Genomic DNA, 24,321 nt, shown 5'->3' with positions numbered 1-24,321 from the left:
ATCACAGGGTGCCATGCTTTTTCATACTAAAACACCTGGGACATACCTCATGGCTCCAGGTGTTTTTATTATTATCTTCTGCGGTTACGATTGCGGAGAAACGTTGGAATATCCAATGTTTCTTCCGGCTGTTGAGAATGGCTGCTTCTAACATTCTCTTGTGGAGCTTCCTCTCTCTTTTGTTCACGTTTCACTGTTCCCATCATGCTCGGCGCAGCTTTTGGCTGTCCAAACGCAGGTCGGGCTGGCTTAGGCTGAATCACTTCTTCATTAAAGCCAGTTGCAATCACTGTTACTACAATTTCATCTTTTAGATTTTCGTTAATAACAGATCCGAAAATCATATTCACATCCTGATCTGAAGCAGAAGCAACAATATCAGCAGCTTCCTGCACTTCATAAAGGCTCAGGTTTGATCCGCCTGTGATATTCATTAGAACCCCTTGCGCTCCATCAATAGATGTTTCTAGCAATGGAGAAGAGATAGCTTTCTTTGCAGCTTCAGCAGCACGATTCTCCCCTGCGGCAACACCGATTCCCATTAAAGCAGAACCCTTATTGGACATGATTGTTTTAACATCAGCAAAGTCAAGGTTAATAAGTCCTGGTACAGCAATCAAATCGGAAATACCCTGGACACCTTGGCGGAGAACATTATCCGCCTCACGAAATGCCTCAAGCATTGGCGTGCTTTTATCAACAATTTCTAACAGCCTGTCGTTAGGGATGACAATTAGCGTATCAACTGCTTCTTTCATAGATGCGATACCGCCTGCAGCCTGGGTAGAACGCTTCCTGCCCTCAAAAGTGAACGGTCGTGTCACAACCCCAACTGTCAGTGCGCCTAAATCACGGGCGATTTGGGCAATAACCGGAGCAGCCCCTGTTCCAGTACCTCCACCCATTCCAGCAGTAACAAATACCATATCAGCGCCTTTAAGCGCTTCCTCTACCTGCTCTTTACTCTCTTCAGCTGCTTTTTTTCCTACCTCAGGATTTGCACCTGCACCAAGGCCTCTTGTTAGCTTACCGCCTATTTGCATTTTCACTTCTGCTTTTGAAAGGTTCAGCGCTTGGGCATCCGTGTTAACTGCAATAAACTCGACCCCTTGAACACCATGCTCAATCATTCTGTTAACTGCATTGTTACCGCCGCCACCAACGCCGATGACTTTTATTGTAGCTAATGAATCTAAATTAGTATCAAATTCCAACATGACAAATCCTCCTAATTCGTCGATATTCCTAAGAACACCTTTTTCTGATTCGCTTTTTTATTGCACTTTGTAAAAAAAGCATTCTGCTAGTTTACTGTGCCTATTTTTTTGCTGTTAGCCTCAAGTGGCTGCTTAATTCCGTTTCCAAAACCCTTGCGAATCAAATCAAGTTATTCGAAAAAGTATCCGAGGAACTTTTTAACTCTTGATGTGATTTTTTCTTCCGGCTGTTTTTCCGGCTTTGTTTTTGGTTGCGGCTGTTGTTTTTGAACTCGTTTCTCTTTTGTTTCAGGAACCGTTACTGGCTGCTCCATTTTTCTGCCCTGTATTTTAGCATTTTTGTACGCAAACTTGATCAGACCGACCGCAGTCGTGTACTGAGGTTCCCTGACACCAATATAATCCGGGATTGCAATGCGCACCCGATTCTGAAATACGACCTGTGCCAATTCAAGTATTCCCTGGGTATTCGCTACCCCTCCAGATAGAACATAGCCCCCTGGCAGGTCCTTGGCACCAAGGCGTTTTACCTCATGCTGGATAAGATCAAAGATCTCTTCCATCCTTGCTTCAATAATATCCGATATTTCAAGCTGATTAAATTGCTGGTGCTGGTCGCTGCCAATAATCGGAACGCTGAATACCTCATCTTCAGATGCATGGTCGTAGAATGCATATCCATGCTTCGTCTTAATTTTCTCTGCATCTTCAGTAGATGTGCGAAGACCAATCGACAAGTCCTTTGTAATATGGTCTCCCCCCACTGGAAGGACGCTGGCTGCTTTCAAAACTCCATTTTCAAACAAAGCAATGGTTGTTGAACCACCGCCAATGTCTACTAAGGCGACTCCCAGATTTTTTTCATCTTTCGAAAGGGCAAAAGCTCCTGCTGCCAGTGGCTGAAGCGTAATATCCATAATTTCAAGACCTGCGCGTTCTACACAGCGCAGTGTGTTATGTAGTATGGTTTTGGAACCAGTAATGATTGTGCCTTCCATTTCAAGGCGCACACCGATCATACCGCGGGGATCACTAATCTCATCCAATCCGTCAACGATAAACTGTATTGGGATTACATCAATGATATCTCTTTCAGGAGGGATGGATACAACTTGTGCCGCATCAATGACTCTTGCAACATCCTCGTCCGTGATTTCTCTGTTTTCACTGGAAACAGCCACAACACCATGTGATGGCTGAAGCATAACATGATTGCCGGTAATCCCTACAATCACATTCCTAATTTCCATTCCTATCATTCTCTCAGCCTGCTCTATTGCCTTTTTAATAGAATGAACGGTTTCGTCTATATCAACAATGGAGCCCTTTCGTAACCCTTCAGACTGCACATTGCCCACACCAATAATATTTAAAGAGTCATTGACCATTTCCCCAATGATTACTTTCACACTGGATGTACCGATGTCAAGACTAACATATATTTCATTGCTGTTCATTCTTTGGCACCTCCTCTTTTTGCAATTCCATTTATTGAACAACAATCATTTATTTTTGCTGTTGTTTTAACAAAATAAGTAGTTTATCTATAAAATTATTCGTCAAAACTAATATATTCCCTTTTTTAAAAATCATTTTTTTCTGTTTTTTCTTTATTTTGGGACCATTTCGCGATCAGAATACGCCTAATAACCGCAATATTTTGGAATAGCCTTACTCCAAACGCAAAAACTGCTGCTAAGTACAAGTCTACACCAAGATGAACACCCAGAAAAGCTAAACTTGCCGCCAGTAAAATATTAAAAAAGAAACCGGAGACAAAAACTTTTTCATCATAGATGTTTTGAAGCTGAGCCCTTATCCCTCCAAATAAAGTATCTAATGCTGCCAGAACCGCAATGGATAAATAATTCGAATATTCATCAGGAATTTTGATATCCGTCAATAGACCAAGGATCACCCCTATGATTAATCCTAAAATCGGAAGCCACATTATGATTTGCCTCCTTCTTTAGGTTTCACAGACTCCATATATCTGATTCTAAGTGTATCGTCATAAGCCGGAACAGTAACAGGCTCATCCGGTTTATGCACTTTGACCCGCAGGTTGTCAATAAAAAATTCCTCAGCAGATTTTGAAACCTGCATGCGGTTAAAAAGTTTCTCGGCTGACTGGGCATTCTCAGCTATTACTTTTATTTCGATAGGCAGCCTGTTTAGTGCAAAACCATCTATCATCGTTTCTCGATTGATATCCCGAATGACAGTCGTGTTAATAACTCGGCGCCCGCCAATTGAAATATGCTGGGCTTCGTACATATTCAGCTCGTTGACCAGCCTTTTCAGCAGATCTGGCGAAACTGAGTCAACTTGCTTTCCAAGAAGCAGCTCTTCATAAACCGGTTCTATAGTCAAAATGACCCCTGGTCCAGTGACCTCACTCAATCCGGTTTCCATCTTTAATTCCTCCAGCGTTTCCCGAAGCACTTGTTCTTTGCTTTGCTTGCGCTTTGTTTCGTATTGGGAAATCTTCTCTTCGTTTGAACTAATCTCACGGAGAAGCTTTAATTGCAGTTCCTTTTCTTTTAGCAAATCTTCTCTAAGCTGCCAAGTATCCCGTGTATCACGGACTACAGGCTCTTTTACAGTCTGGAACTGTATGGCAACCATAAAGCCGATGACTGCCGCTATAAAAGTAAAGCTTAGTTTCTTTTTGCTGTCCACTTTAATTCCACCTTACTTTCCTGCACAGATCTGTTGTGGACACACCTTTAAATCAAAAGGGAAGAGGTTGTCACCAGCTGCATTAAGTACCCAATAACGGTTCCATGATAATTTCAGCTTTTTTTTCTAGAGTGAATTGGATATTCTCATCTACCAATGTATCCTTTACTCCGCCCGTTAAATTGAGGGCAGAGGAGAGTACGTCTGCATCACCAATAGCACTTATCACAAATGGCGCTGGATGCTGATAGCCATCAATTTCAATTACAGGCCCATTGCATACCACATAAGAACTGTGTGACAGCCTCTGGCCGTTAACAGAGACAGCTGCAGCTCCTGAAATATAAAGTTCATTAATAACTTTAAAAACATGATGCTCATGAACAATGTAATTGTTAATGTTATCCTCATCAGGATTATAGTCACCGTCTGCAAGGGTAATCTCTACTCCTTCACCCTTTACCTTCACTTTACCTAGATGCATCCTGTACTTTTCTGCATCTTCGGCCAAGTTGAAATAAATCTGTGCTTCTTTAGACAGTTCTTTTTCAATTTCCAGAACGGTTTCCTGTTTTTCGTTTAGCTCTTTTTGAAGCATTCTGTTTTTTTCTTCCAGTTCAACCAGCTGATTCCTGATTTTTAAATCTCTTTCCCATTGTTTGCCTGTCATAGAAGACTTGTCATTTTCCCCCTGTGTAAGATGGTATGAGAAAGCCATCATATACCCAAGCACCAGAAAGACCAGGGAGAAAATCACATGATTACCCTTCACCTTCATTTTCTTCCTCAACCTTATCAGCTCCCTCAGTTTCAAATGCTCTAAAATAAGAGCCTACTTCCAAGTCGATGATACCTTTTTTATCGGGATCCAGCTGACTAATAATAGAAGGGTAATGTGCCATTTTTTCTGAAAAGCTTCTTAAAGTTGCGCTTACCTCAAATCCATCATTCATATATAAAGTAATATGAAAAGAATCAGTATCTTTCGGAGAGTGCTGGATTTCGGAAATGGAATTTAAGACCTCTTCAGGCAAAGTTTCAAGTTCTCCAATCATCATCTCAAGTATATCACCTTCCGAAAATCCGATTAGAATAGGTGCGTTAACTGGAATCTCGGCGACCTTTTCATCTTTGAGAATTTTTCCATTTTCCAAAACCGGCAAATAATGCTTCTCTTTTGTTATGTAGGCAATGCGTTTTAATTCATCCACCTTTATGACAACTGTATTTGGCAGGTGAATTTTCACAGCTGAAGATTTAATTTCAGGCAGCTCTTTAAGCTTACCCTCTATAGCCTCTTCTTCAACCTTCCAAATATTTGTTTTTTCAGTAACTCCGCTGATTTGTATAATTTCTTCCTTTTCATAAATCGAATTTCCGGTTACCTTGATGTATTTAATATGGCTTAAGGGCGATTGGAAGTATATAACCAGAACAATTAAAGAGAAAAAAAGGAGAAGCAAAAATATCAGCCTTCTGTTCGCTTTTTTTCTCCTTTGCTGTTTCAGCTTAGGTATTCGATCCTCAAGCGAGACAACCTTACTTTTCTCCACTTTAAATTCACCCCTCATAGAAAAGCGCAAGGCTCCCGCAAAATGATATACAGACAAAAACGGCGACGCGTTCAGCCAAAACTATTGCTTTTTGGCTTCATTATTTGTTGGAAATATCTGTATACTTCCACTCTGCAGGCCTTAAGTTCCTGGAGCTTAATGTTGTCTGGCCATAGGCAAAAGAGCATTTCCCATTATACTTGCCTTTTTAAGCAAGTAGGGTAATACATGAGTATGGCCAGACACTGACAAGACCTGGGGATATTTTCTTCGAAGTAAGAAAGTATTTGAAAGGGCTTGTCCATTCTTTTCATAATACTTTGATAAATATGCGGATTGAAATCTCATCCCAACAGTATGCGATATTTCAATCCGCAAGAACAAAGCTTTCTTAAGTAATTATAAGGGAACAGAACGGCATGTTTTCCATGCCGTTTCTGCTAGCGATTTGCATATCTAAGAAAATATTATATCACAATAAATGGAATTCGTAAGGTATAATTCCCTGTTACTTTCGGCCGATTATTTCAACTTCCGTTTCCATTTTTATGCCATATTGATCAAAGATCGTATCTTTAACATGCTGAATTAAGGCAAGAACATCTTCAGCCTTCGCATTTCCGGCATTTACAATAAAGTTGCCGTGCATATCTGATATTTGGGCACCGCCTATTGAATGTCCTTTCAAACCAGCCTTTTCAACAAGCTGCCCTGCATATTCAGGTAGCGGATTTCGGAAAATACTGCCCGCGCAAGGAAGGTTCCAAGGCTGGGTCTCCTTGCGGTAGTCCTTGTTTTTTTGCATTGCCGAAGATATATGTTCCTTGTCTCCCTCTTCCAGTTCGAAGACGGCCTCAGCAACAATCCCAGGATGTTTTTTCTGAAGCACGGATGTCCTGTAGGAAAATTCCATTTCCTCGTTTGATAGCCAATCCATTCGTCCATCTTCAAAAAGAATATGAGCCTTCGTTAATATTTTTGAAATATCAGACCCATGGGCACCTGCATTCATATAAACAGCACCGCCGACAGAGCCTGGAATGCCGCTTGCAAACTCGAGCCCCGATAATCCTTTTTTGCTGATAATTGTTGAAAGGGCAACTAAGGAGTATCCTCCCCCCACCTTTAACTCCGTACCATTCAGTTCCATTTCATCCATGCCACGGCCCAATTTGACAACCGCACCTTCGATCCCCTGATCTGATACCAGTAAATTTGACCCTCTTCCAATTGCCGTCCACTTAATTTGATACTGACGTACCAGTTCCATCGTTTTTCCAAGGTTTTCAATAGATGAAGGTTCAATAAACAAGTCGGCAGGACCGCCTATTTTCATCGTTGTATGATTGGCCATTGGCTCGTTTTCTTTGATGGTGCCAATATTCAATTCTCTAAGTTTGCTAATAAATTCGTCCATATATACCTCCATTTCCCTCGTCGTGAAAAAATTCATAGATGTTATTTATCTCAACCTAAATTTATTTATATTATGCATATTAGGCATTCAAGGCTACTTTGCCTTTTTTGAGACTAATTCTTCCATTAGATTATATAGCCTGTTTGCCGCATCTGGAATTCCTAACTTACTGGAAGCCTTTTTCATATCCTTCATTTTATTAGGATCAAGAAGAATTTTATCAATGCTATCAACAAGTTTTTTGCCTGTTAAATCCCTTTCCAAGAGCAGCTCTGCAGCACCGTGGTCACTTAGTGCCCTTGCATTTTTTTCCTGATGGTTATTTGTCACATACGGGCTCGGTATTAAGATGCTTGGGACCCCGAGAGAAGTGATCTCTGCCAAAGTAGTTGCACCTGCCCGGGAAACCACAAGATCTATTCCTGAAAGAACTTCTGGCATATTATGAATGAAAGGTTTGATGACAACATTTTCAGGATTGCCGACCAATTCAACCTCATTCTGAACATCCTCATAATGGACATCACCGGTTATATATAAAACCTGATATGGCTTTTCTCCCAGTTCAGCAAGTGTTTTAATTACTGCCTCATTAATTGGCTTTGCTCCCCTGCTCCCTCCGAAAACCAAAACAGCAGGTTTGCCCGGCTTTAACCCAGCCGAGAGCCTTCCAATTATTCCATCCTGCCCCAGAACTTCTGAAGCACGGGGATTGCCTGTCAAAACCGTGTTATTTTCAGGGAAGAAAGCTTTGGCTTCTTCAAAACAGACTGCTATACGGTCCACATACCTGCTGAGGAATTTATTGGTGAGTCCTGGAACACTGTTTTGTTCATGGATGATTGTTGGGATTCCAAGCTTTGCAGCAGCATAAACAACTGGCCCGCACACATACCCGCCGGTGCCTATTACAACATCTGCTTTGAAATCCTTCAGCATTCTTTTGCTGTCACGGACCCCTTTTAAAAACCTTAACACTGTTTTTACATTTTCTAAAGAAATCTTTCTTCTAAATCCGGTTATATGTATAGACTTAAAAGGGATGTTTTCACGTTTGACTATTGTACTTTCCAATCCCTTTTCTGTTCCTATATACAGGAATTCGGCATCTTTATGTTCTTTCTGTATTTCTCTAATAAGCGCAAGGGCCGGATAGATATGTCCACCGGTCCCGCCGCCGCTAACCACTATTTTCATTCCTTCACCTCATAAAAGAGTCTTCTAAAAAAGGCTCTGTTAAACTTGGATATTAATTTGTGCAGCTGGACTTTATCTCCGCGAATGTCTTACGACCCTCCGGCAAGATAACAATGAATATACTTAAAAAACCCATCTTGAAGCATTTCCTGCGTTTCACTTCAATCAATAAAGTGCCAAATTAATAATTAGCTTTTTTAAAAATTATTTAAAAAGAAAAGAATAAATTCAGCAGGCATCGCCAGCCCACTTTTCTTTTCAGGAGAAGATCATCCAAAGGCATTATGAACACCAGCGTGAAAAAAATACACTCCCCTGCTCTACCCTATTCTACTATATTTAAAACAGATAGATGGGAGCAGTAAACATAATGTTAAAGAAATGTAATAATGAATTGCCCAAATAGAACAAATTCAAAATTTTATTGTTGCTGGTGATGTTTGTTTGCCCCTAGCTCTCTCTCCAAAAAAGAAACCCTGCTGGGCAGGGTTTCTTCATAGCAAATGTTAATACCGTGCATAGCGGCTGATATTCAGCAGAACTCCTATAGCCATCAGCATAAGGGTTAACGAAGAACCTCCATAGCTCAGAAAAGGAAGAGTAATGCCGGTAACAGGCATTAGGCCAGTTACAACTCCGATATTAATCATTACTTGGATGGCTACCATGGCGATAATTCCAACTGCCAAAAAACTCCCGTAAAGGTCTGGCGCCCCCAATGCAATTCGTATTCCACGCCATAAGAGGAGTGCAAATAATAATATTACAAAAGATCCCCCGATAAAACCAAGCTCTTCAGCCAGGATAGCAAAAATAAAGTCCGTTTGCGGCTCTGGAAGATAAAAGAACTTTTGCCGGCTCTGCCCGAGCCCTAACCCGAATAGTCCACCAGGTCCAATAGCATATAGAGATTGGATTATTTGGAATCCGCTCCCTAAGGGATCTTCCCAGGGGTCAAGAAACGAAGTGATCCGCTTTATTCTGTAGGGAGCTGAAAGAACAAGCGCCACAAATCCTGCCAAGCCAGCTACACCAAACCAAACAAAATGGCTGATTCTCGCGCCTGATATAAAAATCATTACCACACAAGTTCCGACCATAACCGTCCCTGTCCCCAAGTCAGGCTGAAGCATAATTAATCCAAAGGCTAAAAAAACAAGGCCCAGGGAAGGGATAAGCCCTTTTCTGAAGGAGGTAATAAGTTTTTGTTTTTCAGATAAGAATTTTGCCATAAAAACAATCATTGCCAGCTTCATAAATTCCGAGGGCTGGATGGAAAAGGCGCCTACACCAATCCAGCTTCTTGAACCATTTCGAACATTTCCGATACCAGGAATCAGCACTAAAAGCAAAAGCACAAAGCAAACAATAATCAATACTTTTGCCCATGTCCTCCAGGTCCAATAATCCACATTCATAATAAAAAACATGGCTATAATTCCAACACCCGCAAAAAGCATTTGCCTTTTTGCAAAGAAAAAAGAGTCATCAAATTTATAGTCTGCCCATATCGCACTTGCGCTATAGACCATAGTCAAGCCTACAGCAAGCAGCATAAACGTAACAATCATTAATATAAAGTCGGGAGTGGTTTTTTTTGTCGGCAACGCAATACACCTCGAATGCAAGTTTTAGGGCTATTAAAAAAAGCAGGCTCCTGCCGGCATGGTTTCCCTTCCAGGCAGGGCTTTTGCTATTCCGTTTAAAGCTCTAAATGTCTTCGCGAAGCAGATGTATGCCTAAGCTGAATATTCTAGTCCCGCAGACAAGCCCTTATTTAAGCTTATGCACCGCATCTATAAACATGTCTCCCCGAACCTCAAAAGTTTTATATTGGTCCCAGCTTGCACAGGCCGGGGAAAGCAGAATCACATCTCCCGGCTCCGATAGCTTATAGGCAGATTGTACGGCTTTTTCAACATTATCGACACGCTCGATGGTTTTTATTCCGGCTTCCAAGGCTGCTACCTCAATCTTTTCTGCAGTTTGACCGAAGGATACAAGGGCTTTGACGTGATTTAGCGATGGGATAAGTTCTTCAAAGCCATTTCCGCGGTCAAGTCCCCCTGCAAGCAAGATTACAGGATCACTAAAAGCTGATATGGCATTTTTCGTCGCCAAAATATTTGTAGCTTTTGAATCATTATAAAATTTCCTGCTTTGGAATTCCCCTACATATTGCAGACGATGTTTCACTCCCGCAAATGTGCTTAATACGTCTAAAATGGCTTCATTTCCAACATCCGAAAGCTTTGCGGCAGCAACCGAGGATAAAATATTTTCAAGGTTGTGTGCTCCCGGCAGGCTTACATCTTTTCTTTGCATCACCTTTTCACTATTGAAATAAATCCATCCACCCCTGACATATGCGCCTTCTGTCAGTTCTTTAGTTGTTGAGAAGGGAATAATTTTTGCTTTGGAACCAGCTGCTGTTTCCATCACTTTGTCTTGATCGGCATTAACAATAAAGTAATCACTGCTAGTCTGATTCACCGTAATATTTGCTTTGGCAGCGTGGTACTCTTCCCTTGTGCCATGGTAATCAAGGTGTGCATCATAAAGATTTGTCAAAATGGCAATCCTAGGCCTGAATTCCTGAATGCCCATAAGCTGAAAGGAAGATAATTCAATAACAATCTGATTCTCTACAGTAGCATCCTGGGCAACCTCAGAAGCAACCGTTCCTATATTGCCGGCAATTATAGGTTTTTTACTTCCTGCCCGAAGCATTTCAAATACAAGTGTTGTCGTAGTCGTTTTTCCATTTGTACCAGTAATGCCGATAAAAGGAGCTTCAGAAATCTGATAGGCAAGCTCTACCTCTGTAATAACTGGAATCCCTTTTTCCTCAGCCCCTTTAATCATGGGGTTGTGATATGGAATACCAGGATTTTTAACGATTAGCTCGAAACCTTCCTCAAGCAATTCAATAGGGTGGCCTCCGCAAATAACTGTAATTCCCTGCTCAAGCAGGCCTTGAGCTTCTGGGTTTTCCGCCAGAGGCTTAAAGTCGTTAACTGTAACAAAGGCTCCTAGTTTATGTAAAAGGGAGGCTGCTGCAACACCACTCTTAGCGAGCCCCAATACTAATATTTTCTTATGTCGATAGCGATTAATTTCCTTCACTTTACACCCACACCTCAATATAAATTCCGATGATTGCAAACAGCAGGCCTACAGTCCAGAAGGTTACAACTACCCGCCATTCCGACCATCCTACTAGTTCATAATGATGATGAAGCGGACTCATCTTAAAAATACGCTTCCCGGTTGTTTTAAAAGAAGCTACTTGCAAAATAACAGAAAGCGTTTCGATAACAAAAACACCGCCGATAATGATCAAAATGATTTCAAGCTTTGTCAGGATAGCAATCGTTGCAATTGCTCCGCCTAGAGCCAGGGAGCCTGTATCTCCCATAAATACTTTCGCAGGGTGAGCATTAAAAACAAGAAAGCCCAACACTGCTCCAACGACTGCAACAGAAAAAATTGATATTTCAAATTGCGATTGGTTCCAAGCCAATACCGCAAAAGCCCCAAAGGCAATTGCCGCAGCGCCTGACACGAGACCATCAAGTCCATCTGTCAGATTAACTGCATTAGAGAACCCGACAAGCCAAAAGATAATAAAGAAAACATACCACCAGCCCAAATCAAAAGAAAGGTCTGTTAGCGGGATATATACTTCAGTAGAAAAATCATTTTGCTTGAAAACAAAATAAAAAATAACCGAAATAATGATCTGGCCCAAAAGCTTTTGCTTAGAAGTAAGTCCCAGATTTCGCTTCAACGCTACCTTTATAAAGTCATCCAGGAAACCAAGAAGACCAAAGCCCAATGTTACCAATAATAATAAATAGGTTTTTACAGTAGGCTCAGAAAATTTCCCTGTCATCAGTAAAGTTGTTGCGGTGATGGAGAAAAGGATCATGATCCCACCCATCGTCGGTGTACCTGTTTTTTTCTGATGGGATTTGGGCCCTTCCTCACGGATGCTTTGCCCAAATTTCAATCTTCTTAAGAAGGGAATAAATATAGGAGACAGTAAAACCGTTATTAAGAAACCTGCCAAGATCGTGAAAAAAATAACTTGCTCCATCATATTTATCCCCTCCTTTCTTGCTTGTTTTGTCCATAGGCTGCATGCAATTTTTCAGCCATCACAGCAATATCATATGTCGCATCATTTTCTTTCAGACTTTTTTCATCTAAAAAAAGGAAATTAGTTGTATTTATCTTTTTATCTGCTCTTTTCATTTTTTCTATATATAATTCCATGATATCCTTTAAGCCTTTCCTTAAGTCATTCATATAAAATATTGGGAAATGATTTGGCGTATATGCCGGTAACTGGTCTTTTTTATTCCAAAGGGCAGCAACTGCTCCATTTCCAATCGCTTCTTTCAGATTTTCTTTTTCTTCTAGCGGAATATATATTCCTTTTGGCTGAACGATCGAAGAGGAAGCAGCTACCGTATGAAAATGCAGCTCATTGTCCTTAATACCTGAAGCTTTTGGAAACAATTCTGCTAAATCACCATACGTTAAATACATTTTATCGCTCCTCTATCGCTTCTTTAGCAACTAGGCGGTCATCAAAATCAAATACTTGGTTCCCAATTATTTGATACGTTTCATGGCCTTTGCCGGCAATCAATATAACATCGCCTTCACTTGCATTTGCCACAGCATAGCGAATGGCCTCTCTTCTATCGACGATCATCTTATAATTTTCACCCTTTGCGCCTACTTCCATATCCCTTAAGATCTGCTGCGGATCTTCACTGCGCGGATTGTCTGATGTGAAGATCGGATCAGTGCTAAATTCACATGCAATTTCTGCCATAAGAGGTCTTTTGGATCGATCTCGATCTCCTCCGCAGCCGACTATTGCAAATATTCTTTTCTGCGCAAATTGCTTAACCGTCTCCAAAGCGTTCTTCAAGCTATCTGGGGTATGGGAATAATCAACGATTACTGAAAATCCCTGGCCTGCGTCAATGGTTTCGAACCTGCCGGAAACTCCATTCATTTGCTCAACAGATTTAATAATCTTAGCGATTGGTATGCCAGAGGAAATTCCTGCTCCAATACTTGCGAGCACGTTGTATACACTGAATTTGCCAATCATTTTCAGCAATACTTTATGTTTTCCAAAAGGGCTAACCAAATCGAATGCAGTACCTCCTGAAGTCATTTCGATATTGACAGCGCGAAGATCAGCGTCATGTTCAATGCCATATGACAATACATGGGCTGCAGTTGATTTTTCATATTCAGCTGAAGCCCGATCGTCCGCATTCAATATGGCATATTTGGGCCTTTCCTGGTTAAAAGCACTGCCCAGCTGCGCGAAAAGCAGACCTTTAGCATGGCGGTAATCATCCATCGTTTTATGATAATCCAAATGGTCCTGGGTCAAGTTTGTAAACACGGCTACATCATAATCACATCCATGGACACGGCCTTCATCAAGCGCATGGGAAGAAACCTCCATAACAGCAGAGTCAACCCCTGCATCGACCATTTTTTTGAAGGTGCTTTGAAGGGTAAGGCTTTCAGGTGTAGTATTTTTCACTTCGAAAGTCTCTTCACCAATTTTCGAATACATCGTTCCAATTAATCCCGTTATCTGACCTGCATCAGATAGGATTTTTTCAATTAGATGACTTGTTGTTGTTTTACCGTTTGTGCCAGTTACCCCGATCAGGTGGAGCTTTTGACTCGGTTGGCCATAGAAAGCATCAGCAAGCAAGGCCATTGCTCTCCGTGTGTTTTTCACAAGTATAACAGGTATGTCCAAATCCAATTCCTTTTGGGCTACAACAGCTGCTGCTCCTTTTTCTGCAGCTGAGGCAGCAAAATCATGCCCATCAACCGTATAACCCTCTATACAAATAAATAAGCTGCCGGCTGTTACTTTTCGGTTGTCATTGACAATGGATGTAATTTCCGGATTGTCCCCGCCGTAAGACATGTATGGCCGCAAATATTGCAGCAAGGTATGTAATTTCATATTTTTCATTCCTCTCATTCTAAAGCAACGCTATCTGTTTTCCTCTTTTAATAGCAATCTGAATTCCTTGCATATTTCAGCTTAATTGAGTAGCGCAGAAGATTCATCTCCAGCATATATAAAACTTCCCCAAAATCATGGCGTTATATATTGTACATGATAATTGCCTTTTTAGCCATTTAATCATACTCCTATTCACAAAGCGGCAAAGGCGTATCCTTCAAAAAAACACAAAAATTCAGGCGGCGCAAAAATTGTGCCGCCCTCTATGGCTGCTAATCCTCTTCATCGAAGTATAGACGAATTGTCGACCCTTCCTTTAGCTTTATACCAGGCTGAGGCGTTTGCTTCACAACTGTATTGCCCGTGCCGCTCGCATCGATTTTTAAGTTCAGATAGAGCTCGCCCAGATCCTTCTTAGTCATGCCAACCATATCGGGAACTTCAATCATTGGAGAATCCATCCAGGTCAGTTCCTTTTCAATCTGTTCTTTTCTAGGCTTCACACCCATGGCACGCAGACTGTCTCCCATTATTTCACCAACAATCGGCGCAGCAACAACGCCTCCAAATTGAACAGTTCCTTTCGGATTATCTACTGCCACATAAACAACCAGCTGCGGGTCATCGGCTGGAGCAAAACCAATAAAAGAAACAATATGGTTATTTTCAAGGTAACGGCCATTTTGTGCTTTTTGCGCGGTACCGGTTTTACCTCCAACTCGGTATCCTTCCACGAATGCCTTTTTACCAGACCCCTTCGCAACTACATTTTCAAGAGCATATCTAATTCCATCGGATGTTTCCTTTGAAATTACTTTTCTTTTAGCCTCAGGAGACTTTTTCATAAGAATCTCTCCATTAGCAGGATTAATCAGCTCTTTGGCAATATAAGGAGTATATAACGTTCCGCCATTGACCGCAGCTGAGATTGCTGCTACTTGCTGGATTGGCGTTACGGAAACCCCCTGTCCAAATGCAGTGGTTGCCTGTTCGACCGGTCCTACACGATCGAGATTAAATAAAATCCCTTTGCCTTCACCCTGAAGGTCAATACCTGTTTTCTCCCCAAAACCAAAATCACGGATATATTTAAATAACTTTTCTTTTCCCAAACGTTCCCCCAATTCTACAAACCCAGGGTTACAGGAGTTTTGGACTACTTCAAGGAAAGTCTGGCTGCCATGGCCACCTTTCTTCCAGCATCTTAGCCTCGCACCGCCAACTTCCACATAACCCGGATCATGAAAATGGTCTTTCGCCAAGTCTACCTTCCCTTCTTCAAGTGCAGCCGCCAGCGTAATAATTTTAAAAGTGGAACCCGGCTCATATGTACTCCAGATTGGCAGATTCCGGTTGTAAATTTCAGGAGGCACGTTTCTAAAATTAGCAGGGTCAAAATCAGGTCTGCTTGCCATGGCAAGGATTTCCCCATTATTTGGATTCATGGCGATCGCTATGATTCCGTCAGGATTATATTCTGCTTGGGCAATATCAAGCTCTCTTTCAACGATCGTTTGGATTTTCGAGTCTATCGTCAGCCTAAGATTCATTCCGTCCACTGGCGGTTTATAATCATCCGCCATATCATTCATGCGCTCCCCTTTTGCATTTGCATAAAATTTCACGGAACCTTTTTTTCCTTTTAGTTCTTCATCATAATATAATTCAAGGCCCATTAACCCCTGATTGTCAATTCCGGCAAAACCAAGGACATGGGAAAGGTAATTGCCAAATGGATAATGCCGCTTGGAGTCTTCACCAATATAAACACCTTCTATTTCCAATGCGCGAATTTCCTTTGCTTTTTGATGAGAAATTTTTTGACCTTCAGGAATTTTCACACTAGAGGCTTTTTTTGTAATGAGCTGGTAGGCTTTCTCTTTCGACATATTCAGTACAGCGGCCAATTTTTCCGAAGTGTCAGCTGGATCCTTTATTTGCCTAGGAACTACATAAACAGTAGGTGCACTGACATTAGTGGCTAGCGGAACACCATTCCGGTCGACAATTTCCCCCCTCTCCGGTTCAAAAGGGATATCTCTGCTCCAGAGTTCTTTTGCGCCATCTGTAAGCATATTCCCAAGAAAAAACTGTACATACCCAAGACGTAAATCAATGATAAAAAAAACAAGAATACCAACGATCAAAGCTACAGTCAGCCGTTTTCGCACGGTCACATTTGAAACTCGCATGTAAGAACGAACCTCCTTAGATTATGGCTCGTTCCAATATATGCTTGTACCCATATGAATAGAACGCACTGCCTCACAGACAATGCGTTCCAACATTAATCAAGCACCGTTTCCATTTCTTCCTGCTCATCTTCTTCTGTATTCAAATCATTATCCTTGTATTTTTGTGAAGGAGGTTCCAGTTCGACGATTAAATAATCCCCTTCTTTTAAGGAGGATCCTGCCTTCAGGTTTTGTTTGACAACGTAGCCGTTCCCAACTGTATTAAGCTTTAAGCTGGCCAATTTCGCTACTTTCATGACATCCCTTAATGACCATCCATTCATGTCGGGTATGGTTAATTCACCATCTGTTTTCAAAATCACCCTTTCTCCTTCAAGCAAGTTATACATATTGCCTGGAACCTGTCTCTCGACTTTATCCCCTTTTCCAAGGACAATGGCTTCAAACCCGGATTTCTCCAGCTCCTTTTTCGCCTCTTCAGCAGTCAGGCCCTCCACTTCAGGTGCTTGTTCGGAATTGATTTTTAATTTTTTGGAAGGTTCAATATTTAGATATTGCAAGCTGCTCTTCATAACGGGCGTGAATATTTTCGAAACCGGCTCGGCACCATTTGTGCTGAGATCTAGGTCTGGCTGCTGCACAGCAACATAGATAATTAATTCGGGATTATCTTTTGGCGCCATGCCCAAAAAAGAAAAGATAAAGTTTTCATGACCGGTTTGATATCCCCCCCCATTTGGGTCGGGGATTTGCGCTGTACCTGTTTTTCCGGCTACTTCGTAACCTTCAATGTTATAACGTTTATAGCCTGTGCCATTTTCAGACGAAACGACTGTCTCAAGTATATCTCTCGTTTTTTTAGCTGTCTCCGCTGTTATCGGTTCAGCTTTGACCTCGGGTTTCGTTTCTTTGACTACTTCGTTTTTGTCACTATCAACAATTCTGCCGATTACATGCGGCTGCATCATTTTTCCGTCGTTCGCGATAGCTGTGGCCGCCTGTATCTGCTGAATAGGTGTGATGGCAGTTCCTTGTCCGAAACCGGTAGTAACCTTTTCCAGCGGCCATTCATATGCGATATTTCCGCCTGTTTCATTTGGCAAGTCAATCCCTGTTGGATCTTCAAATCCAAACTTTGTTAAATATTCCCGATAAGACTCAAAGCCAAGCTTTTCTTTAACTATTTTCGCAAATGCAACATTCGATGAGCGCTGGACACCTTCAAGATAAGTAATGGACCCCCATCCTCTTCCCTGGTTATGATCTCTTATCGCAGGAGAATTTTCAGTTACTTTATAACTGCCTGATTTGAACCCTTCGTTTGGATTAAAGACACCCTCTTCAATGGCAGCTGCCAGGGTAAAAATCTTCATGGTGGATCCTGGCTCAAAAGAATTTTCAATGACTTCGTTATGCCAGGTTTCTTCTATCCCTTCCTTTGTCTTAGGGTGGAAGGATGGCCTTTGCCCCATAGCAAGAATATCACCCGTTTTTGCATCAGCTACGACTGCTACCATTTTTTTCGGTTTATACTCTTCGTCCACTTTATTTAATGAGTCTTCAAGGAAGGTCTGAATTTTTTTATCTATTGTCAAATAGACATCTTTGCCATTTTGTGCTGGCTTGATCATTTGGTCGCCATTTGGCAGCAAATAGCCCCAAATATCACTTTCATATCTGAATTTCCCATCCTTGCCTGTCAATATTTCATTTAAACTCTGCTCAAGACCCAGCATCCCAATGGTATCAGTCTTATTGGTTTCATTATTTTTCTTTTCAACATAACCAATCAAATGTGATGCAAAAATACCATTCGGGTAAAACCGCTTTGAATCAGTGATGAATGTAATGCCAGGAAGTTTCATCTCCTCAATTTCAAGCTTAGCCTTTAACGGAAGGTCTCTTCCGGCTTTGCCAAACTCCACTTGAAAAGGAGTCTTCCCTTTTTTTGTTTTCTTAGTGAGAATTCTATAAATCTCCGACTCTTTCAAATCTATTACGTCCGAAAGTGCCTTTGCCGTCTTATCTGGATCCTTCACATAATCCGGTTTCATGCTCTTATCGAGAATAGCCACAAGCTTGTAGGAAACAGTATCCTCAGCAATCACTTCACCATTCCGGTCATAGATCGTACCCCTTTTGGCTTCTATCGTTTTTTCCCGTTCATATTTTTGCTGAGCTTTTGCCGCAAGGGCATGTCCAGCTGCTTCTCCGGTAAATTGAATCGATATAAAGCGAAAAATCAATACAAAAAAGAGCAGACTGAATATTAGGAATAATATCGCTGCTCCAAAATTTATATTAGGCTGCTTATTCATTAATCTTCCACAACCTTGACATTATTTCCGCTGAATTTTAATCCCATTTCTTCAGCTTTCGCTTTTATGCGTTCATATGTACTTAACTCGCTGACTTGCATTTCAAGATCCCCATTAACCTTTGTCTGGTTTTGAATAGCCCGCTCCGTTTGCTGAATCTCTTTGTTGACTTCGTATATGGCTGCCTGGTTTGAAACCATCTGAACTGCACCAAAACATACAATTCCTGTAAAAGCAAGTCCCAGAATCTTTTCACCGGGAGAAAGCCAGGACTTTCGGGACTTTATTTTTTTGGGGGCCTGGATTTGCTGGGTTTGCTGCTGAAGCTGCTGTTCTTCCTGCATCTTTCGTGCTAAATTGCTCATAAATTCCCTCCTATTGATTTATTTCTTCTATATCGATCAAGTCTTGGCAGCTTATCGTTTTTCCGCAATTCGGAGCTTTGCAGACCTAGCCCGGTTATTGTGCTCAAGCTCTTCTTCTGAAGGAAGAATCGGTTTTCTGTTAATCAGCTTTAAGACAGGTTTATATTCGTCAGGAATAATCGGAAGTCCCGGAGGCAAATTTGGTGTTTCACTTGCTTGCTTTAATGCCGCTTTGCAAATTCTATCTTCCAGAGAGTGGAAAGTAATCACACTAATTCTGCCTTTGGGATTAAGGATCTCAATGGCCTGCTGCAAAGAATTTTCAAATACACCCAATTCATCATTAACCGCTATTCTAATAGCCTGAAACACTCTCTTTGCAGGATGTCCTCCTTTTCTCCTTGCAGGTGCAGGAATGGCATCCTTGATAATTTCAACTAACTGCCCTGTCGTTTCGATAGGAGATAGAGCTCTGGCTGCCTCAATTTTTCTCGCAATTTGCTTGGAGAATTTTTCTTCACCATATCTGAAAAATATCTTTACAAGGTCTGCATACTCCCACCCATTTACCACTTCATAAGCTGAAAGATCTGCGTCTGTATCCATTCTCATATCAAGGGGGGCATCATTATGATAGCTGAAACCCCGTTCAGGTGTGTCCAATTGCGGCGAGGAAACACCAAGATCATATAACACACCGTCCACTTTCTGCACACCCAAATTTTGAAGCTCTTCCTGAAGATACTTAAAGTTGCTTTTAATAATCGTTATTCTGTCGCCGTATTTACTTAACTTTTCTTTAGCAGTGGCGATTGCTGCATCATCCTGGTCAAAAGCATATAGCTTTCCTTCTCCTGTAAGCTTGCTGAGAATAAGTTCACTGTGCCCAGCACCTCCTAAGGTACAATCCACATATACTCCATCAGGATGAATATTTAAGCCATCAACCGTTTCTTTTAATAGTACTGTAGTGTGATCAAACATCATTGTTTATTTCCACCTTTCCAATCCGAAATGCACTAGATGCCAAGACCTGCCGGGAGCTTACATTCATCTTTGTAAGAAATAATAAATAACGGGAAATTATATTAATAAAACATTCCCATTATATATCAAACCCAATCATATTTTCTGCAATATCAGCAAAAGATTCCTCTGATTCTGCAAAATAATCTTCCCAAAGACTTTTGCTCCAAATTTCAATCCGATTGGAAACGCCCAGTACCACACATTCTTTTTCCAATTTTGCATATTGAAGTAGCGGGGAAGCAATATTTATTCTTCCTTGCTTGTCTATTTCACATTCTGTAGCACCCGAAAAGAAAAATCGGGTAAAAGCACGGGCATCTTTTTTTGTAAGAGGCAAACCTTTCAGCTTTTCTTCCAGCAGCCTCCACTCATCCATTGGGTAGCCAAACAAACATTGATCAAGTCCGCGGGTCAAAACAAATGTCTCACCCAAATGATCACGGAACTTAGCAGGCACAATCAAACGGCCCTTGATATCAACGTTATGATGGAACTCACCCATGAACATACCCACTGCACCCACTTTCTAACTTAAATGTACCACATTCCCCCACTTTCCTCCACATGTTTTTAATTATTCTACCACTCCATTTAAAATCCTGCTTTCATAAAGTTTTTCTGCTTATTTCCGTTCGTCTTTTTATTACAATTTCTTTAACGGCATTACTATTTTTTCACTGTTTCCACTTGCATGCATAAATGCTTGCATATCACTATTTAATTCACCTTTCCAGGGGAATTAGACATAAAAAAAACACCTTATCCATTTGGATAAGGCTAGAAAATCTTAGCGAATATTAAATTTTAATGACTTTGTGTGTCCCATCGAATTCAAAGCGGCACTCGAGCAAATCATAAACAAAATTCAATCCATATTTATTAATGTAATAAAGTCCGTTCCATACCCTCTCCTGCGGAGTCCCAGCCGGTTTTAAAGTATTCCCTGCTCTTTCATACTTTTTGATGATAACACTATGCTTCTGCTGGATTGATTTTTGGATCTTATTCTCCATAAAATCCATTTGCTTAGTGAGCAGTTCCTCGTTTTTCTTTAACATCGGAAGCAATGAATTGGCTTCTTTCTCAGTTAACTCTTTAATTAAAAGATAATTTCGCTTTAACTGTTCTTTTGTTTCCCTGAACTGCCTTTCTATACTTTCATTCTTTACAAGATCCAGATATTCTTCTTTTTTTTCTTCCGTTCCCAATACAAGCACCTCTCGTAAATCAAGCTGCAATTCCCTCAGGTCGCTTTCAACAGAACGCTCCAATATGGTCATATTAAGCCGGGGCATAATTGGAGGCATCTTCATCCCAAACCACTCAAATGCCATTTTGAGTTCAGCCCAATAGGCAATTTCCCCCGGCCCAGCAATAAAGGAGAGCGTTGGGAACAGGCATTCCTGAGTGATTGGCCTTGTCACAACATTATTACTTAACCGTTCAGGATCGTTTTCTGCAATCTCCAGCAGTTCGTTCATTGTAAACTCGTAAAAACATTCCTTCCCTGTGAACACCCCTTTTTCATGATTGTATTCAAGAAGAATTCGTTCCCTATGTTTTTCATCATAGTAAAATAAGTTTGCAGCATTATGGCTAATTTCGATTGTGTTAGAAAATCCCAATTTTCCCAGCTGACTTTGCTGATCCTTTACACACTTGGTGATTTCTGCAAAGTTTTCAATCTGTTTTGAAAATATGTCTCTTTCAAGCTTTCGCAGGCTGGGATCACCAGAGTCGATCAGAAGCAACCCGGAATCCTTAAACAAATGCATGATAATACCTGCAAAGAAGTCAACAAAACTCTTAGATTCGTTTATCGTTTCACTTAACATTCCAAGCAGGTCTTTGGTGTATTGTGTCTCTCCAAATGATTCAACGATATCCTCAACCCATGCCCTGCACTTTCTGTGATCCAGTCTAATCGCAGAAACCATCCTCTTTTCATGCACCTTCTCTGGATAAACGGCTTTTTCCATTCTGTTGCCTTTCTCAATATACACATGGTTTACTTCCTGATAATCATGATCCTCACCAGCAATCCAGAAAACAGGTATAACTGGAATCCCGAGCTCTTTTTCCTGTTGTTTGGCGAGAGAGACAATTGAAATGATTTTATGTATGGTATAAAGCGGGCCTGTCAAAATGCCAGCCTGCTGTCCGCCAATAATAACAGTGCTATTTTCCTGTTTCAGCTTCTCAAGTGATTTCTGTACAGCTGATGATCCTGGAAAGCGGTCCATAAACCTTCCGATATGCTCAGAAAGTTCATTCCTTTTAAATGTCCGATCTTTTAATTCACTTATTCGCGCTTTAAAGTCCGAAGAAGAGTTGAAACGGTAATGGAAAAACTTCATTAGTTCTTCTTCTTGTGCGATATAATCTGTTGCAAACCGGTTTGTAGCCGGCAATGAGAGATTTAGAATCTCCATTAATGAACTTCCTTTCTCATACACAATTTTTCAAAGGTTCTTCAAAAAGTCCGGGGAAACAGCAGTATAATCTGCTTGAATACACAATGTGCTGATCCGGAGTTCGCCACAGAATGCGGCGGCCTTTCGTCAGGCAGTGCCAGTTTGGCTCCATCCTCAAAATCCCCTCTTAATGCTGGTTTTCAAGAACCACCATTTTGCTGAAGCTGCACTTCCTCAATCTTCACAGCCCTTTTTGTCCGTCTATTGAACACCCAAGTTATTTTCATCTTCTGAGTATATCATTGTCTGAATCTAAAAGAAAAAAACTTTGCTTGCCTAAAAGTTTTAATTCTAGATGTTTAAGTCTTTAACCTACTACAGCTGTAATCCTTTGGATGAGGCCAATTATAATGAGAATAATATAGGCAGTAAAGTATAATAAAAAATTAAATCGCCAAAATCCTTTAAACATTACCCTCATGCCTATTTCTTTTTTAGCTTTCCAGTGAAAAATAACAAACATTACCGCTGTAAGGAGCAATGATAAAAGAATGACCCATAAATAGGATTTATCCCAAATCACAATGATTAAAAAATGCACAGATAATATAAATAAAAAAGTACTGGTATCCAAGGCTATATGTACAGATCTTTTATGCTTTTTTGTAATTTGTTTGCTTACTATAAAAACAGTCAAGTACCCGAGCAGCGGAATAGTGACCAATGTCGCGATAAAGGCTGAAAGTACTGAATTCAACTCATTTCTCCTCCTTTACTCCTTCCCTTTAACCAGACAATAAAGACTTTCAGAATATGGCACAGCCATTTTCCTGTCATTTGCTTCCTTAAGGATATAGCCCAGGATGGCATCTATTTCAGTCGGCCTCCCTGCTTCAATATCCTTTAGCATAGATGAGCGGTTATTCCCTGTGGACTTGCAAACACTTTTTACATGCTCTAAAGCTGCTTCTTTATTAGAAAGACCCAATACCATGCTTGCCTCCTCAAAAAGGTTTAGGAACAAACGAAAATAATACTGATTGTCAAGAAGCTCTCCATTTCTGACCCGCAGGACAGCAGTCAATGGATTAATGACAGAGTTGACAATCAGTTTTTCTGCCAGCATCTTTCTATAATCATCACGAAAAACAAAAGGAAAATGATCGAACTCTGGTTCAGAAATGGCCTTTAAAAAAGCAGCATCCCCTTTAATGGCAGCCAGCTTGGTTACTCCAACACCTGTATGCTCAACAGTATCTGGTCCTATTTTTAATGCACCATGCTCCACGCTTCCAACAAACAGCCGCTTTGTCTGAATATTACTTATCCACTTCAAATGCTCCATGCCATTTTGAAGAAACAGCATAGACAGAGGACGGACAGGATTCACTTTTTGGATGCTGCTTACAACATCCGGAATGCTATACTGCTTCACAGCAATAATTGTTAACTCTTCCTCTCCCTTCCATCCGGAGAAGAGCTCCGCCTTTACAAGAGATTTATTTTGTTTCCCATCTCTTACAAAAGTAAGTCCCTGTGAACGCAGCTTTATTGCCTGACTGCTGCTCCTGACATATATACGTATGTCATGATGCTCACTAAGATAATTGGCAAATAAAAGACCTATGGCGCCTCCGCCAATAATCGCAATCTTCATATCCATCCCCACCATTATTTTTGTCAAATGTTCGGTTAAACTTTTAAGTGTCCATTTCCGCTGGATACACTGGATTTCTGCAGAATTCCGACTTCTCTGCCTGCTTGGTCTTCATTAGGTGAGCTTGGTGCAGGTATTTTAGGAAGTGCATCATCCTCCGTAAATGGAATCCCTCATAAAGGAAACGTGAAAATCTTATGATGACATTATGCATTTCACTCCATCAGATTAGAGAAAAATAAACACTTGACTATGCAC

General features: G+C 41.0%; 21 protein-coding genes. All 21 read right to left on the bottom strand.

The genetic code is table 11. From position 1 onward, the window contains the following. Positions 1-71: 71 nt before the first annotated feature. The gene (gene ftsZ, locus NCCP133_RS17125) at positions 72-1,217 is read right to left on the bottom strand and encodes a cell division protein FtsZ (protein WP_264806308.1); all 1,146 of its coding nucleotides are present in this window, start codon (positions 1,215-1,217) and stop codon (positions 72-74) included. 170 nt (positions 1,218-1,387) lie between these two features. Beyond that, entirely contained in the window at positions 1,388-2,674 is a 1,287-nt protein-coding gene (gene ftsA, locus NCCP133_RS17120) for a cell division protein FtsA (RefSeq protein WP_264806306.1), read from the bottom strand. Positions 2,675-2,799: 125 nt separating this feature from the next. After that, a complete protein-coding gene (locus tag NCCP133_RS17115; protein ID WP_264806305.1) occupies positions 2,800-3,168 on the bottom strand; it encodes a small basic family protein in 369 nt (122 codons plus the stop codon). Continuing rightward, entirely contained in the window at positions 3,168-3,899 is a 732-nt protein-coding gene (locus tag NCCP133_RS17110; protein ID WP_264806304.1) for a DUF881 domain-containing protein, read from the bottom strand. The genes NCCP133_RS17115 and NCCP133_RS17110 overlap by 1 nt, the downstream gene beginning before the upstream one ends. 82 nt (positions 3,900-3,981) lie before the next feature. Further along, on the bottom strand, positions 3,982-4,677 hold the full coding sequence (locus NCCP133_RS17105; protein ID WP_264806339.1) for a DUF881 domain-containing protein: 696 nt from the start codon (positions 4,675-4,677) through the stop codon (positions 3,982-3,984). Then, positions 4,661-5,452, bottom strand: a complete 792-nt coding sequence (locus NCCP133_RS17100) for a cell division protein FtsQ/DivIB (RefSeq protein WP_264806303.1) — start codon at positions 5,450-5,452, stop codon at positions 4,661-4,663. The genes NCCP133_RS17105 and NCCP133_RS17100 overlap by 17 nt, the downstream gene beginning before the upstream one ends. A 508-nt stretch (positions 5,453-5,960) precedes the next feature. Further along, a complete protein-coding gene (gene murB, locus NCCP133_RS17095; RefSeq protein ID WP_264806302.1) occupies positions 5,961-6,869 on the bottom strand; it encodes a UDP-N-acetylmuramate dehydrogenase in 909 nt (302 codons plus the stop codon). A gap of 93 nt (positions 6,870-6,962) precedes the next feature. After that, positions 6,963-8,066 carry an undecaprenyldiphospho-muramoylpentapeptide beta-N-acetylglucosaminyltransferase gene (murG, locus tag NCCP133_RS17090; protein ID WP_264806300.1) on the bottom strand — a complete coding sequence of 368 codons (1,104 nt, stop codon included), beginning with the start codon at positions 8,064-8,066 and terminating at the stop codon, positions 6,963-6,965. Positions 8,067-8,572: 506 nt separating this feature from the next. Further along, the gene (gene spoVE / locus NCCP133_RS17085) at positions 8,573-9,673 is read right to left on the bottom strand and encodes a stage V sporulation protein E (protein WP_264806299.1); all 1,101 of its coding nucleotides are present in this window, start codon (positions 9,671-9,673) and stop codon (positions 8,573-8,575) included. A 166-nt stretch (positions 9,674-9,839) separates the two neighbouring features. Beyond that, positions 9,840-11,192 (bottom strand): UDP-N-acetylmuramoyl-L-alanine--D-glutamate ligase, encoded by a 1,353-nt coding sequence (gene murD / locus NCCP133_RS17080; protein WP_264806298.1) that lies wholly within the window; start codon positions 11,190-11,192, stop codon positions 9,840-9,842. 1 nt (position 11,193) lies between these two features. Further along, a complete protein-coding gene (gene mraY, locus NCCP133_RS17075) occupies positions 11,194-12,168 on the bottom strand; it encodes a phospho-N-acetylmuramoyl-pentapeptide-transferase (protein WP_264806297.1) in 975 nt (324 codons plus the stop codon). Positions 12,169-12,170: 2 nt separating this feature from the next. Continuing rightward, positions 12,171-12,620, bottom strand: coding sequence for a hypothetical protein (locus tag NCCP133_RS17070; protein ID WP_264806295.1), 450 nt, complete (start codon positions 12,618-12,620; stop codon positions 12,171-12,173). Position 12,621: 1 nt separating this feature from the next. Next, positions 12,622-14,082, bottom strand: a complete 1,461-nt coding sequence (locus NCCP133_RS17065; protein WP_264806294.1) for a UDP-N-acetylmuramoyl-L-alanyl-D-glutamate--2,6-diaminopimelate ligase — start codon at positions 14,080-14,082, stop codon at positions 12,622-12,624. A 275-nt stretch (positions 14,083-14,357) separates the two neighbouring features. Further along, entirely contained in the window at positions 14,358-16,277 is a 1,920-nt protein-coding gene (locus NCCP133_RS17060; protein ID WP_264806293.1) for a stage V sporulation protein D, read from the bottom strand. Positions 16,278-16,372: 95 nt separating this feature from the next. Then, entirely contained in the window at positions 16,373-18,598 is a 2,226-nt protein-coding gene (locus NCCP133_RS17055; RefSeq protein ID WP_264806292.1) for a penicillin-binding protein, read from the bottom strand. After that, the gene (gene ftsL / locus NCCP133_RS17050; RefSeq protein WP_264806291.1) at positions 18,598-18,963 is read right to left on the bottom strand and encodes a cell division protein FtsL; all 366 of its coding nucleotides are present in this window, start codon (positions 18,961-18,963) and stop codon (positions 18,598-18,600) included. The genes NCCP133_RS17055 and ftsL overlap by 1 nt, the downstream gene beginning before the upstream one ends. A 51-nt stretch (positions 18,964-19,014) precedes the next feature. Beyond that, positions 19,015-19,947 carry a 16S rRNA (cytosine(1402)-N(4))-methyltransferase RsmH gene (rsmH, locus tag NCCP133_RS17045; protein ID WP_264806338.1) on the bottom strand — a complete coding sequence of 311 codons (933 nt, stop codon included), beginning with the start codon at positions 19,945-19,947 and terminating at the stop codon, positions 19,015-19,017. A 121-nt stretch (positions 19,948-20,068) separates the two neighbouring features. Next, positions 20,069-20,500 (bottom strand): division/cell wall cluster transcriptional repressor MraZ, encoded by a 432-nt coding sequence (mraZ, locus tag NCCP133_RS17040; RefSeq protein ID WP_264806290.1) that lies wholly within the window; start codon positions 20,498-20,500, stop codon positions 20,069-20,071. Between the two features lie 289 nt (positions 20,501-20,789). Further along, positions 20,790-22,424 carry a bacillithiol biosynthesis cysteine-adding enzyme BshC gene (gene bshC / locus NCCP133_RS17035; RefSeq protein ID WP_264806289.1) on the bottom strand — a complete coding sequence of 545 codons (1,635 nt, stop codon included), beginning with the start codon at positions 22,422-22,424 and terminating at the stop codon, positions 20,790-20,792. Positions 22,425-22,773: 349 nt separating this feature from the next. Further along, on the bottom strand, positions 22,774-23,163 hold the full coding sequence (locus NCCP133_RS17030) for a DUF3397 domain-containing protein (RefSeq protein WP_264806287.1): 390 nt from the start codon (positions 23,161-23,163) through the stop codon (positions 22,774-22,776). Between the two features lie 15 nt (positions 23,164-23,178). Continuing rightward, complete coding sequence (locus tag NCCP133_RS17025) at positions 23,179-24,063, bottom strand: 2-dehydropantoate 2-reductase (RefSeq protein ID WP_264806286.1); 885 nt, start codon at positions 24,061-24,063, stop codon at positions 23,179-23,181. Positions 24,064-24,321: the final 258 nt, after the last annotated feature.

The organism is Cytobacillus sp. NCCP-133, assembly GCF_026011715.1.
Classification (GTDB): Bacteria; Bacillota; Bacilli; order Bacillales; family Cytobacillaceae; genus Cytobacillus.
This window is presented reverse-complemented; position numbering and strand designations above follow the sequence as displayed.